Below are 14381 nucleotides of genomic sequence, written 5' to 3'. Positions count from 1 at the left end.
AACCGATTGAATAATGGTTGTACAAGTGATTGGTTTATGGTATACTTTATTTACTAAATAACTTGTAAGGAGTGAGCAGAAATGCTCGCTCTTTTTAATGGATAATTTTAGGAGGCCTATTTTTTGAGCAATGTCGTTGAAACGGTCAAACAAGTTGTGAAGCCGATTTTAGAAAAACATGCTTTTTATTTATTTGATGTTGAATTTGTTAAAGAAAACAAAAGTTGGTACCTACGGGTATACATTGATAAAAAAGGCGGCATCACAATTGATGACTGCGTTTTGGTCAGTGATGAGTTGAGCGAAAAGCTTGATGAGATGGATCCGGATCCAATCCCGCAGCAGTATTTTTTGGAAGTTTCGTCTCCGGGTGCTGAGCGTCCGTTGCGAAACGATCAGGAGCTTGAGCAGGCAGTGGGTGAGTACGTACACGTTTCCCTGTATCAAAATTTAAATGGTGAGAAGGTTTTTGAAGGCTTCCTTCAATCCATTGATTCAGATCAGCTTGTCTTGCAGAATGACAAGTGGGGTAAAAACGATACCGTAACTATTCCGAAAAATCTAATTGCCAAATCACGACTTGCAATTCAATTTTAGGAGGAGACTTAATAATGAGTAAAGAACTTTTAGGTGCCCTGTCGGCCCTTGAAGAAGAAAAAGGAATTAAAAAAGAAGTCGTTATAGAGGCATTGCAGGCGGCGCTGGTTTCTGCCTACAAGCGAAACTATGGTCAGGCCCAAAACGTTGAGGTTTCCTTTGACGGTACAAAGGGTGAGATGCACGTTTATGCAGTTAAAACAGTTGTTGAAACGGTTACCGATGATCAAATGCAGGTATCTTTGGATGATGCCCTGCAGATTAATAAGGGTTATGAAATTGGTGATGAAATTAAATTTGAAGTGACCCCTAAGAATTTCGGCCGAATTGCTGCCCAAACGGCCAAGCAGGTGATCATGCAGCGAGTCCGAGAAGCCGAACGGGAAAACATTTTTGATGAGTATTCAAAGTATGAGGATGACTTGGTAACCGGGACCGTCGAGCGTCAGGATACCAGATTTGTTTATATTAATTTGGATAAAGTCGAAGCCGTTATGGGTCCCCGAGATCAGATGCCAAATGAAGTTTATCGGCCACAGGAGCGTCTAAAGGTTTATGTAACTCGGGTTGAAAATGCGACAAAGGGTCCTCAGGTGTTTGTGAGCCGAACGGATCCCGGCATGTTGAAACGCTTGTTTGAACAGGAAATTCCTGAAATCTATGATGGCACTGTTGAAATTGTTTCAATTGCCCGGGAAGCCGGCGACCGTGCCAAAGTAGCTGTTCGCTCCAACAATTCGGATATTGATCCGGTGGGAACAGCAGTTGGTCCCAAGGGTCAACGAGTCCAAACAATTGTGAATGAACTTCACGGTGAAAATATGGATATTGTTGAGTGGGATGAAGATGATGCCCGCTACATCGCCAATGCTTTGAATCCTGCTGAAGTAATTGATGTTATCTTTGACGATGATAATGAACGGGCATGCACGGTTATCGTTCCGGATTATCAATTATCACTTGCAATTGGTAAACGAGGTCAAAACGCGCGGTTGGCTGCAAAATTGACCGGCTTTAAAATTGATATCAAATCAGAAACTGAAGCCAAAGAATTTTTGGCTGAAAAAGCCCAAAAGGCGCAAGAAACGGTAGCAGCGGATGATTCTTCGGTTGATGCCGAGCCTACTGAGAATGATAACAATGATGTTGACAGTAGCAACCAAGAAGTGCAAACTGAATCCGATGAAGATCTTCAAGACGATGTTCAAGATGATGAGTCAACAACGGATGAGAACTCATCCAGTGAGACAAGTAATGATTCATCAAATGAAGATTCGTCATCGGATCAAGATTAACTCTTAGGAGGCGATCATTATGAAAAAACGAAAAATTCCGATGCGAAAAGATATTGTGACGGGTGAAATGGCTCCTAAAAAGGAACTGATTAGAATTGTCCGTGACGCTGAAGGCCAGGTTTCAATTGATGAAACCGGGAAAAAATCGGGCCGTGGGGCTATATCTCCATTAATGTGGAGGTCGCCAAAAAAGCCAAAGCAGAACATGTTTTTGAAAAGGTCTTTTCAACGGAATTAGCAGATAACTTTTATGATGACTTAATTGCTTACGTTGATCATAAACAGGCTCGAAAAGAGTTGTTTGAGAATGGAAAGTAAACAAGCCGTTTTAAACTTTCTGGGAATTTCCCGCAGAGCGAATCAACTGGTTTCGGGTGAAGACACCCTTTTGACCGAAATTAGAAGCGGAAAGGTCCATTTCTTGTTTATTGCGGCCGATGCCGGTGCGGCAACTCGTAAGAAATTCTTGGACAAGTCAAATTACTATCATGTACCTGTCAATTCAATGTACACTAAAGAAGTGTTAAGTAACGCTATTGGTATGAAAAGAACAATTATTGGGATCAAGGATCCTGGTATTTCAAAAAAAATGATTGAATTAACAAATAGGATAAAGGGAGAGTGATGATATGGGGAAAAAGCGAATTTATGAATTAGCCAAAGAACTCAATATCTCCAGCAAAAAGATGATCGACGAAGCTAGTAGACGTGGAATTGATGTGAAGAATCATATGTCGACAGTTGATGAAAATCAAGAAAAACAAATTCGACAAATTTTTCAGAAGCGTCATCAATCTACTTCAACCAATCGGCCTCGAAATAATCATAATAATCAGTCAAGTTCTCAACATGGTTCGCAAACGAATCGTCAGGGCGATCATCAAAAACAACATAACGAGCAATCCAATCATTCTCGAAGCGAAAGCCGTAATCAACATTCAAACGGTCGCTTTGAAAATCGGAACAGTTCCTCGCAGGGGCGTCACACTAATAATCAAGGGACTGCCAATGAGCGAAATCATCAAAATCGAAACAACCATTCCCAAAGAAACAATGATAATCGCTCGCGGACTGGTAATGTCCAAACCAACAATTCGACTTCACAAAGTCAATCAACAAACCGGACTGGTAACAGCAGCCAGCCAAACCGTCAGAATCATTCAAATACCAGTAATGAAAATCGCAGTAATAATAATCGAAATACCGGCAGCGGCCGATTTGGCGGCAGCCTAAATCGACGTGGTGGCTCACGCAAGGCCAATAAAAAGCGAAACAAGAAGCAGCGTAAGCAACAGAATCAACGACTTCGCCAGGTTGAACATCATGGTGCACCGGAACGAAAATCCCGACCACTGCCATCTGTGTTGGAATATGAAGATGGTATGAATGCTCAGGATCTCGGAAAGATTTTGCACCGGGAGCCGGCTGAAATTGTTAAAAAGCTGTTTATGCTTGGCGTGATGGTTAATCAAAATCAATCCCTTGATAAGGATACGATTGAAATTTTAGCTGCTGATTATGGGATTGATGCCAAAGAAAAGGTTCATGAAGATCTTTCCAATTTGGATGAAATTTTTGAAAAGGAAATGAAGAATGCCAAGCATTTGGTACCACGACCACCGGTTGTAACAATCATGGGTCACGTTGATCATGGTAAGACTACGCTGTTGGATCATTTGCGCCATTCTCACATTACTGCCGGTGAAGCTGGCGGGATTACCCAGGCAATTGGTGCTTATCAGGTTCGTCACGGTGATAATGTCATCACATTTCTTGATACTCCGGGGCATGCTGCCTTTACTGAAATGCGAGCCCGTGGTGCCAACATTACGGATATTACGGTTTTGGTGGTTGCAGCCGACGATGGTGTTATGCCACAAACAATCGAAGCAATCAATCATGCTCGGGCAGCAAAGACACCAATTATTGTCGCAATTAATAAAATTGATAAGCCCGATGCCAATCCGGATCACGTTACGGAACAGTTAAGCAAGTATAATTTAATTCCGGAGGATTGGGGCGGCGATACCATTTTTGTTGATATTTCTGCTAAATTTGGTAAAAATATTGATGAGCTGCTGGATATGATTATTCTGGAGTCTGAAATGCTCGAATTAAAGGCTGATCCGGATCAGCCAGCCGTTGGCTCCGTTATTGAAGCCCGGCTTGATCAAGGTCAGGGACCAGTCGCTACTTTGCTTGTTCAGCAGGGGACACTGCGGGTTGGTGATCCGATCGTTGTTGGGAACACCTTTGGCCGAGTGCGGACAATGACCAATGAACGTGGCCGCGATCTTAAAAAGGTTACGCCATCAATGCCTGTCTCCATTACCGGCTTAAACGATGTTCCAGAAGCCGGTGACCGGTTCGTTGTCTTCTCAGATGAAAAGACAGCCCGTTCGGTCGGTGAAGAACGAGCTGAGGAAGCCCAGATCGAAGAACGCCGAAAGACGAACCGAGTTACGTTGGATAACTTGTTTGATTCACTTGAAGAAGGTGAAATGAAGGAAGTTGACATCGTTATCAAAGCAGATGTTCAGGGGTCTGTTGAGGCATTGGCAAACAGTCTCAAGAAAATTGAGGTTAAGGGTGTTAAGGTTAACATTATCCATTCCGGAGTTGGTGCTATTAATGAAAGTGATGTTGCGTTAGCCGAGGCAAGTAACGCGATTATTATTGGCTTTAACGTTCGGCCAACGCCACAGGCCAAATCTCAAGCTGATAGCGATCATGTTGATATTCGGCTTCATCAGGTTATCTATAACGCAATCGATGAGGTTGAGTCCGCGATGAAAGGTATGTTGGCACCGACTTATAAAGAAGAAGTTACCGGTGAAGTTGAAGTTCGCCAAATTTATAAGGCATCCAAAGTCGGCACAATTGCCGGTGGGATGGTTGTCAGTGGTGTCGTCAATAAAAACAGTAAAGTCCGGTTGATTCGTGACGGTGTCGTTGTATATACCGGCGAATTAAACAGTTTAAAACGGTTTAAGGACGATGTTAATCAGGTTAAGCAGGGCTTTGAGCTTGGTTTAACAATCAAAGACTATAACGACGTCAAAGTCGGCGATGTGATTGAGGCTTACGTAATGAAAGAAGTACCTGTTAAGTAAGCCAACGATTAACTGAAAGAAGTTGATTTAATCATTTGATGAATACGGATGATTAAGCAATCTATTTTGGGATGATGGAGGTGTTTAGATGGCTCATTATCGCGTTGGCCGCTTGGAACAGGAAATCCAGCGGGAAGTTAATGACATTTTACTCAAGCGGGTTCGGGATCCCAGAGTTCAGGGTGTTACTTTAACTGGGGTTGAAGTAACCGGTGACTTACAGCAGGCAACGATTTATTATAGTATTCTTTCGGATGATAAAGCCGATGAAGAAAAAACTGCGCAGGGATTGACAAAAGCAACCGGTTTAATCCGGGGCGAACTTGGTTCCCGTTTAAGTATTTACAAAACGCCTGAAATAAAATTTGAATTAGATACGTCTGTTCAATATGGTGATAAGATCGACCGCTTGATTAATAAATTAAAGCGTGAAGACCAATAGGAAATTCGAAAAAAACTGTCTCAGCCGTTAATAGTTGGGCAGTTTTTTGTGATATAATTTGAACAATTGAACTTTTTAGGAGAATTAAAAATGGATGGCGTAATTGCACTGTATAAAGAACGTGGGATGACAAGTCACGATTGCATTAGTCAACTGCGAAAAATTTTGCACATGAAAAAAATTGGTCATACCGGGACGCTTGACCCCGGTGTTGATGGCGTTTTACCGATATGTATCGGCCAAGCCACTAAAATTAGTGAATTGTTGATGGGATCCGGTAAGGTCTATCGTGGTTCAATCACGCTTGGCGTTGCTTATGATACGGAGGACTTGGATGGCCGGCTAATTGCGAAACGGCCGCTTAATGAACCATTGTCGGCAGAAAAAATCGATGAATTATTGGCAAAACTGACGGGCGACATTATGCAAACCCCGCCAATGTATTCAGCAGTAAAGGTAAATGGCCACAAATTATATGAATATGCGCGGAAGGGTGAAACAGTCCATCGGGATCCCCGTCCGATTCATATAAAATCTTTCAAACAGATTAAGCCGGCTGTGTTTGATACACAGGCGCAAACCCAAACAATTTATTTTGAGGTAGCTTGTTCAAAGGGGACTTATGTGCGGACATTGGCTGTCGATTTTGGCAAATTAATTAATATGCCGGCTGTTATGTCGTCTTTAACCCGAACGAAAAGCGGTGGCTTTGATATTTCACAATGTGTAACGTTGTCTCAAGTGGCTCAGGCAGCTGCTGATGGTCAGCTTAAAGAAATTGTTGAATCTTTAACAACGGCGCTGGACCAGTATCCAGTGTATCAACTGGACGATCGTCATTGGCAGATTGTGTCAAACGGTGGTTTCTTGGATCAAGAACTTTCCCCGTCAAGGCGCCGATTGTCAGGTTGGATTATCAACAGCAAACCAAAGCACTTTATCAACTTGACGATCAAAAACAGGTTTATCGACCATTTAAAATGTTTTTAGCAAATAATTGATAAGGAGAATTCAAATCATGAAGATTCTAAGGCTTCACTATCCACTTGCTGCCGATACCGGTTATCCGGAGAAGACGGTTATTGCAATGGGGTTTTTTGACGGCTTTCATAAAGGCCACCAGGCTGTTTTACAGCGGGCTAAAGATGAAGCAGCCCAACGTGGTGCCAAGCTGGCAGTTCTGACCTATGATCATCATCCAGCGCTGGTTTATAAAAAAATGACGTCGCATGAAAAAAGGTATCTGACTTTGCTGGACTATAACTGGCGTTATTCAAAAAGTTCGGTGTAGATGTGGTTTTATTAGTAAATTATTCTTATCTTTTTCAAAGCCAAACGCCTAGTGATTTTGTGAAAAAATTTTTAAGCCGCTTTAATCCGGTCGCGGTAGTTGCTGGCTTTGATCACACTTATGGGGGCGCTTCCGATGACAATATGGCAAATCTGCCAAAATACGTCGGCGATACATTTGATGTTATTACAGTACCCGCCCAAAAAAGCAATGATCAAAAAATCAGCTCAACAAAAATTCGCCAAGAATTGGATAACGGTAATATTGAAACGGTCAATAAATTACTGGGGCGGCCGTTTCAAACAAAAGGTGTCATTGTTCACGGTGAAGAGCGGGGGCGACTGTTGGGGTATCCCACTGCTAACGTTGAGCATTCGGAGTATCAGTGGCTGCCGACGATCGGTGTTTATGTGGTGACAGTGGCATTTGGCGGTAAGAAATACTTGGGAATGGCTTCCATCGGAAAAAACGTGACATTTTCCGAGGATGGGCCGATGACCGTTGAAATCAATCTGATCGATTTTAAACAAAATATATATGGTGAAGTGGTTCGAGTTAATTGGTTGGCGCATGTCCGTGGTGAAATTAAATTTCAAACAGCGGATGAATTAATTGAGCAGTTGGATCGGGATGAACAGCTCACCCGAAACTATTTAAGCGTTCATCCTGATATTTTGGATTAGCACCATTAGCACTCAAATGAATTTATTGCTAAAAAGCGCCCGTATTCCCTTGACTTATAACATAGGGTTTGTTAAATTATAAATGTGCCTTAGCACTCAGGTACTTCGAGTGCTAAAAAGAGGTGATGTTAGTGCTGACGGATAGGCAAAAGGATATTCTTAAAATAATCATTCGCGATTATACAAGGACAGGAATGCCAGTTGGTTCCAAGGCATTAGCTTCCGAGTTTCCAACCCACGTGAGTTCCGCGACGGTTAGAAATGACATGGCTGCACTTGAATCAAAGGGCTTAATTACAAAAACGCATTTTTCATCAGGACGGGTGCCGTCGATGCAAGGTTATCGGTACTATGTTGACAACTTGGTTCAGCCGGATCCTTTGGATGACAGTGCGGAAGACTTAATTAAAAGTTCTTTTAACAGTGAGTTCAATCGAATTGACGAAATCATTCAGGAATCGGCAAAGGTGCTTTCGGACTTGACCAGTTACATGGCCGTTACGTTTAATCCTGAACCGGGAGATAATCTCAAGCTGGGTGGTTTTCGGCTGGTCAAGTTGGATGATCGGCAGGTAATGGCGATTATCGTTACCAATACCGGTCATGTTGTTGACAAAATTTTTCGATTGACAAATGTTTCTTCTGAACAATTGGAGACAATCGTGAATATCATCAATTCCGAGCTGGTTGGTAAGCCGATTTCTCAGGTTGCTGATAAGCTGCGGCTTGATATTCCGATGCTCATGACCAAGTATATTCAGACACCGGAAGGCTTTTTAAAGATTTTTGGTGAAATGCTGAATGAAGCCGGTCGCGATCGAGTTCATGTCGATGGCAAGCTTAATCTGTTGAAGTTTGCTGAGCGGCAGAATATTGATCGGCTAAAGCCGCTTTACAACTTGCTGGATACGGAAGATACGGTTCAAAAGATTATTAATCCAAGTTCACAAGATGTCCAGGTTCGAATCGGCAGTGAGCTGAGAAACGATTTGTTAAAAGACTATAGCATTATTACCGGAACGTATGATTTAAATGAGTATGGACATGGTGTGATCGCTGTTATTGGCCCAACGAGAATGCCTTACTCAAAAATCATTGGCATTGTTGGTGCGCTAAGAGAAGAGTTAACCAAAAAACTTTTGGGGTACTACGATGATGAAAACTGATTTTAAGGAGGCGATTGTTTGGCAGATAAAAAAGATGATTCATTGAAGTCGAAACGTGAAAAATCAACGGATGATCAAACATCACAAACGGCTGACGATCAAAGCAAGAAAGCCAAGGATGCCAACACTAAAGAAAATAAATCAGCTAAAAAGGCAAAAACAGCATCCAAGGCTGAACATGCCGAATCCGCGGAAGTCGTTAAGTTGAAACAAACGGTCGTTGATCTGCAGAAAAAGCTGGATGATATGGAAAATCGATATTTGAGAGCTGAAGCGGATATGAAGAACATTCAGACCCATGCGAAAAAAGAGCAGGCCGATTTGATTAAATATGATGGTCAACAGCTTGCTCATGATGTATTGCCGATCGTTGACAATCTTCAGCGGGCTTTAGCCGTTGAAGCAACTGACGAAAACGGCAAGCAACTGAAAAAAGGGGTTTCGATGGTCTTCGAACATTTAACGAAGGCGTTGGCGGATAACGGTGTTGAAAAGATCGAGGCATTGAACAAACCGTTTGATCCGAAGTTTCAACAGGCAATTCAGACAGAAGCCGCGGATGATGAACATCCGGCTGATACTGTGACAAAAGTCTTGCAGGATGGCTACCGTATGAAAGACCGGGTACTTCGACCGGCAATGGTAGTCGTTGCAAAATAAATCTTGAAAGAAAAAGAGGATTATCTATGGCAAGTAATAAAATTATTGGTATTGATTTAGGAACAACCAACTCTGCAGTTGCCGTATTGGAAGGCAGCGATCCAAAAATTATTCCAAACCCGGAAGGCTCAAGAACAACGCCATCCGTTGTTGCGTTTAAAGATGGTAAGCCTTCGGTTGGTGAAGTGGCAAAACGTCAGGAAATTACCAATCCGAACACAGTTCATTCAATTAAGAGTCATATGGGTGAACAAGGTTACACAGTAGATATTGATGGTAAAAAGTATACGCCACAGCAGATTTCGGCAATGATCTTACAGTACATTAAGGAGTTCGCTGAAGATTATATTGGTGATAAAGTTGAAAATGCAGTTATTACGGTTCCGGCCTACTTTAACGATGCGCAACGTCAAGCCACCAAGGATGCCGGTAAAATTGCCGGTTTAACCGTTAAGCGAATCATTAACGAACCAACTGCCGCTGCTTTGGCTTACGGCCTTGATAAGCAGGATAAGGATGAAAAAATCCTGGTTTATGACTTGGGTGGTGGCACGTTTGATGTTTCCATCCTTGAATTAGGTGACGGTGTTTTCCAAGTACTTTCGACAAATGGTGACACCCATCTTGGTGGTGACGATTTCGATCAACGAATCATGGATTGGTTAATCGATGGTTTCAAGAAGGAAAACGGGGTTGACCTTTCAAAGGACAAGATGGCACTGCAACGATTGAAGGATGCTGCTGAAAAAGCCAAAAAGGATCTTTCCGGTGTAACCGAATCCGAAATCAGTCTGCCATTTATTTCAGCTGGTGAAAACGGCCCGTTGCATTTGCAAACAACTTTGACCCGGGCTAAATTCAACGAATTGACTTCTGACTTGGTTGCCAAGACCAAGACACCGTTTGATAATGCTTTAAAGGATGCCGGTTTACAAGTTTCCGATATTGATCAGGTTATCCTAAACGGTGGTTCAACTCGAATTCCAGCCGTCCAGGAAGCAGTTAAGTCATGGACTGGTAAGGAATCCAATCATTCAATCAACCTGATGAAGCGGTTGCTTTGGGTGCTGCCGTTCAAGGTGGGGTTATCACCGGTGATGTTAAGGACGTTGTTTTACTTGATGTAACGCCGTTGTCACTCGGAATTGAAACCATGGGTGGTGTCTTCACGAAGTTAATTGATCGAAACACGACAATTCCAACTTCCAAGTCACAGGTCTTTTCAACCGCTGCTGATAATCAACCAGCCGTTGATATTCACGTTCTCCAAGGTGAACGACCAATGGCAGCTGATGATAAGACGCTTGGCCAATTCCAATTAACGGATATTCCGCCTGCACCAAGAGGTGTTCCTCAAATTGAAGTAACGTTTGATATTGATAAAAACGGTATCGTTAACGTTTCGGCTAAGGATAAGGGAACCGGTAAGCAGCAAAAGATTACGATCAAAGATTCCTCGGGACTTTCTGATGAAGAAATTCAAAAGATGATGAAGGAAGCCAAGGAAAACGAGGAAGCTGATAAGAAGCGTAAGGAATCAGCCGATTTGAACAATGAAGTTGATCAATTAATCTTCCAAACTGATAAGACACTTAAAGAAGTAAAGGGCAAGGTTTCCGATGACGAAATCAAGAAAGCTGAAGATGCTCGTGATGCTTTGAAGAAAGCCAAGGAAGATAATAATGTTGATGACATGAAAGCCAAAAAAGACGATTTGAACAAGATTGTTCAGGATTTGGCTGTTAAACTTTATCAACAGCAGGCCCCAAAGGGTGACCAGGCTCAAGGTAGTCAACAAGCCCAAGGCGGAAATGCCGGCTCTTCTGATAAGGGCAATGATGATGGAACGGTCAATGGTGACTTCCACGAAGTTCATAATGATGACGACGACAAAAAGTAATCTTTAGAAACTTGTTAGGACAAAAAGTCAAGGCCAACTGGCTTTGGCTTTTTGTTAAAATATGGTATTCTAACATGGTATAGATTTGATTGAAGATGGGAGTTTCTAATGGCAAAAAAAGATTATTATGATGTCCTCGGGGTCTCTAAGGATGCCAGCGACGATGAAATCAAACATGCCTATCGTAAATTGTCCAAGAAATGGCATCCGGATATTAATAAGGCCCCGGACGCTGAAGAAAAGTTCAAGGAAATTAATGAAGCATATGAAACGTTAAGCGATCCGCAGAAGCGGGCTAACTATGACCAATATGGATCTGCAGAAGGGGCTGCCGGTGGCTTTGGTGGTGGCGCCGGTGCTGGCGGCTTCGGTAATTTTGATAGCGGTGGCTTTGGTTTTGATGATATTTTCAGTCAATTCTTTGGCAACCGGCAGCAAAGTGCTGATCCGTCTGCACCCCGGCAGGGCCGTGATCTACAGTATCAAATGACGTTGGAATTTGAAGAAGCAATCTTTGGCAAAACAACCCGAATTAAGTATAATCGTGAGGCTGAGTGTCAAACTTGCGGCGGATCCGGTGCTAAGCCGGGGACTTCGCCGGTTACTTGTTCTCGTTGTGGCGGTCGTGGCTTTGTTGTGACGGAAACCAATACACCACTGGGCCGGATGCAGTCGCGTCAAACCTGCCCAGTTTGTCATGGTACGGGTAAAGAGATCAAAGAAAAGTGCCCAACCTGTGGTGGTAGTGGTCACGTCGACGAGCGTCATGAAGTTGAAGTTAAGGTTCCTGCTGGAATTGACGATGGTCAGCAAATGCGGCTGCAGGGACAAGGAGAAGCCGGTGCTAATGGTGGCCCTTATGGTGATTTATATATTGTTTTCCGGGTTAAACCAAGTAAGGTTTATACCCGTGATGGGTCAACCATTTATGTGGATCAAAAAATCAGCTTTGCCAGAGCTGCACTTGGCGGTAAAATTAAGGTTAAGACGGTCCATGGTGACGTTGAACTGAAAATTCCTGCCGGCACGCAAACCGGGACGACTTTTCGACTAAAAGGCAAAGGTGCTCCCAGATTGCGTGGTAACGGCAATGGTGATGAACGGGTAACTGTTACCGTTACAACACCTAAGACCTTGAATAAGGAGCAGCGAATCGCAATGGAGGCCTTTGCAAAGGCAAGTGGTGAAAATATCGGCAGTGGTAAAGGTGCCAGCAATTTTTTTGATAAAGTAAAGGATGCTTTTGATAAAAAATAGCGGCTGGTTTCCCGAACCTGTGGATTGCGCAAATAACCTATTTGAATAGCGTTGGAAACGGACTGTTGGCAAACATCAACTTTGTCATGGTCCGTTTTTTCGGGTTAAGTAATGTGTTGCGCCCACACCATTTTTTCATTACACTGGAATGGATAAGTTAAATTTGTTAGATAATGAAAGCGAGAGAACAACATGGATTTAAAAAAAATGAAAGAGCATCAAAAATATATTCGGAATTTTTCAATTGTTGCTCACATTGACCATGGGAAGTCGACACTTGCCGATCGAATCCTCGAAATGACCGATACTGTGGCTAAAAGGGATATGAAAAATCAGTTGTTGGACAACATGGACCTGGAACGTGAGCGGGGCATTACCATAAAGCTGAATGCGGTTGAATTAACCTATCATGCCAAGGATGGTCATGATTATGAATTTCACTTGATTGATACGCCGGGCCACGTTGATTTTTCTTATGAAGTTTCAAGAAGTTTGGCTGCCTGTGAGGGCGCAGTGCTGGTTGTTGATGCTGCCCAAGGTGTTGAGGCTCAGACACTGGCAAACGTTTATTTGGCAATTGATGATAATTTGGAAATTGTACCGGTTATCAATAAGATTGATTTACCATCTGCCGAACCGGAAAAAGTTCGCCAAGAAATTGAAAACGTGATTGGCATTGACGCCTCGGATGCTGTTTTAGCCAGTGCCAAGAAAGGGGTCGGGATTGAAGAGCTGCTTGAGCAGATTGTCCATAAAGTACCCGCCCCAAGTGGTGACGTTCAGGGACCGTTAAAAGCGCTGGTTTTTGATTCGGTTTACGATGATTATCGTGGGGTTGTCCTGAGTGTTCGCTTATTTGAAGGCACGGTCAAACCAGGTGATCGGATTCGCATGATGAATAGCGGTAGTGAATACGAAGTAACTGAAGTTGGCGTGAATTCGCCCAAACCGGTTAAACGAGATTATTTAATGTCTGGGGATGTTGGTTACATTACAGCCAGCATTAAAGACATCACAACCACGCGAGTCGGTGATACAGTAACCAACGCAGATGAGCCGGCCGAAAAAGAATTGCCGGGCTATCGTGAAATGCACCCGATGGTTTATGCCGGTCTTTACCCAACGGATAATGCCAAGTTTGATGATCTGCGGGAAGCACTTGAAAAATTAAAGTTGAACGATGCGGCTTTGGAATTTGAACCTGAAGTTTCTCAAGCACTGGGATTTGGCTTTCGTTGTGGCTTCTTGGGCCTGCTTCATATGGATGTTGTGCAGGAACGCTTGGAGCGGGAATTTAACCTTGAATTGATTACCACAGCCCCGTCAGTTACTTACAGAGCCCAGTTAACGGATGGGACGGTTAAAACCGTTGAGAACCCTTCGGAAATGCCTGACAGTTCATCAATTAAGCAGATTTCCGAACCCTACGTCAAGGCTACCATTATGGTGCCAAACGACTATGTTGGCCCCGTGATGGAACTTTGTCAGCATCGGCGGGGGATTTTTGAGACAATGGAATACTTGGATGAATACCGGGTTAACGTGGTCTATCACATGCCGCTTTCTGAAATTATTTTTGACTTTTTTGATAAGCTGAAATCGGCAACCCATGGCTATGCTTCCTTGGATTATGAATTGGAAGACTATCGGCCAAGTGATTTAGTTAAGATTGATATTCTGCTAAATGGTGATAAAGTGGACGCATTAAGCTTTATTTCCCATCGTCAGTTTGCTGCAACCAGGGCCAGAGATATTGTTGGCCGATTAAAGAACATCATTCCAAGACAAAACTTTGAAATACCGGTTCAGGCTGCAATTGGTGCCAAGATTATTGCCAGAACGAACATTAAAGCTTACCGGAAAGATGTAACTGCCAAGTTGTATGGTGGTGATCGAACCCGGCGAATGAAGCTGCTTGAAAAGCAAAAAGCGGGTAAGAAACGGATGAAAGCAGTTGGAAAGGTTGATATTCCGCAA

Annotated in this window: 9 protein-coding genes and 4 pseudogenes; all 13 read left to right on the top strand. The window is 43.0% G+C overall.

The window, feature by feature from the left end; all coding sequences use genetic code 11:
- Positions 1-123 precede the first annotated feature (123 nt).
- Positions 124-597 carry a ribosome maturation factor RimP gene (gene rimP, locus JCM14108_RS00065; RefSeq protein WP_035177149.1) on the top strand — a complete coding sequence of 158 codons (474 nt, stop codon included), beginning with the start codon at positions 124-126 and terminating at the stop codon, positions 595-597.
- Between the two features lie 14 nt (positions 598-611).
- Positions 612-1892 (top strand): transcription termination factor NusA, encoded by a 1281-nt coding sequence (gene nusA / locus JCM14108_RS00060; RefSeq protein WP_035177146.1) that lies wholly within the window; start codon positions 612-614, stop codon positions 1890-1892.
- Positions 1893-1911: 19 nt separating this feature from the next.
- Positions 1912-2210: pseudogene (rnpM, locus tag JCM14108_RS00055) on the top strand (RNase P modulator RnpM).
- Complete coding sequence (locus tag JCM14108_RS00050; protein WP_035177144.1) at positions 2200-2517, top strand: L7Ae/L30e/S12e/Gadd45 family ribosomal protein; 318 nt, start codon at positions 2200-2202, stop codon at positions 2515-2517. The pseudogene rnpM and the gene JCM14108_RS00050 overlap by 11 nt, the downstream one beginning before the upstream one ends.
- A gap of 4 nt (positions 2518-2521) precedes the next feature.
- On the top strand, positions 2522-5005 hold the full coding sequence (gene infB, locus JCM14108_RS00045; protein WP_035177142.1) for a translation initiation factor IF-2: 2484 nt from the start codon (positions 2522-2524) through the stop codon (positions 5003-5005).
- A gap of 88 nt (positions 5006-5093) precedes the next feature.
- Positions 5094-5447 (top strand): 30S ribosome-binding factor RbfA, encoded by a 354-nt coding sequence (gene rbfA / locus JCM14108_RS00040; protein WP_035177139.1) that lies wholly within the window; start codon positions 5094-5096, stop codon positions 5445-5447.
- Between the two features lie 90 nt (positions 5448-5537).
- A pseudogene (gene truB, locus JCM14108_RS00035) lies at positions 5538-6448 on the top strand (tRNA pseudouridine(55) synthase TruB).
- A gap of 17 nt (positions 6449-6465) precedes the next feature.
- A pseudogene (ribF, locus tag JCM14108_RS00030) lies at positions 6466-7421 on the top strand (riboflavin biosynthesis protein RibF).
- Positions 7422-7546: 125 nt separating this feature from the next.
- The gene (hrcA, locus tag JCM14108_RS00025; protein ID WP_035177137.1) at positions 7547-8587 is read left to right on the top strand and encodes a heat-inducible transcriptional repressor HrcA; all 1041 of its coding nucleotides are present in this window, start codon (positions 7547-7549) and stop codon (positions 8585-8587) included.
- Positions 8588-8605: 18 nt separating this feature from the next.
- Complete coding sequence (grpE, locus tag JCM14108_RS00020; RefSeq protein WP_035177135.1) at positions 8606-9247, top strand: nucleotide exchange factor GrpE; 642 nt, start codon at positions 8606-8608, stop codon at positions 9245-9247.
- A 26-nt stretch (positions 9248-9273) separates the two neighbouring features.
- Positions 9274-11147: pseudogene (gene dnaK / locus JCM14108_RS00015) on the top strand (molecular chaperone DnaK).
- Positions 11148-11255: 108 nt separating this feature from the next.
- Positions 11256-12404, top strand: a complete 1149-nt coding sequence (gene dnaJ, locus JCM14108_RS00010; RefSeq protein ID WP_035177132.1) for a molecular chaperone DnaJ — start codon at positions 11256-11258, stop codon at positions 12402-12404.
- 192 nt (positions 12405-12596) lie between these two features.
- A partial coding sequence (gene lepA, locus JCM14108_RS00005) for a translation elongation factor 4 (RefSeq protein ID WP_035177130.1) occupies positions 12597-14381 on the top strand: 1785 nt, incomplete at its 3' end.

It is taken from the genome of Lentilactobacillus farraginis DSM 18382 = JCM 14108, assembly GCF_000583655.1.
In the GTDB taxonomy this organism is placed as follows: domain Bacteria; phylum Bacillota; class Bacilli; order Lactobacillales; family Lactobacillaceae; genus Lentilactobacillus; species Lentilactobacillus farraginis.
Note: the sequence above shows the minus strand (reverse complement) of the source record. Positions and strands in the feature narration are given on the sequence as shown.

Excerpts from the sequence above, each read along its gene's own strand:
- nusA (WP_035177146.1), top strand. The coding sequence starts at position 612 with ATGAGTAAAGAACTTTTAGGTGCCCTGTCGGCCCTTGAAGAAGAAAAA.
- dnaJ (WP_035177132.1), top strand. The coding sequence starts at position 11,256 with ATGGCAAAAAAAGATTATTATGATGTCCTCGGGGTCTCTAAGGATGCC.
- hrcA (WP_035177137.1), top strand. The coding sequence starts at position 7,547 with ATGTTAGTGCTGACGGATAGGCAAAAGGATATTCTTAAAATAATCATT.
- infB (WP_035177142.1), top strand. The coding sequence starts at position 2,522 with ATGGGGAAAAAGCGAATTTATGAATTAGCCAAAGAACTCAATATCTCC.
- rbfA (WP_035177139.1), top strand. The coding sequence starts at position 5,094 with ATGGCTCATTATCGCGTTGGCCGCTTGGAACAGGAAATCCAGCGGGAA.
- JCM14108_RS00050 (WP_035177144.1), top strand. The coding sequence starts at position 2,200 with ATGGAAAGTAAACAAGCCGTTTTAAACTTTCTGGGAATTTCCCGCAGA.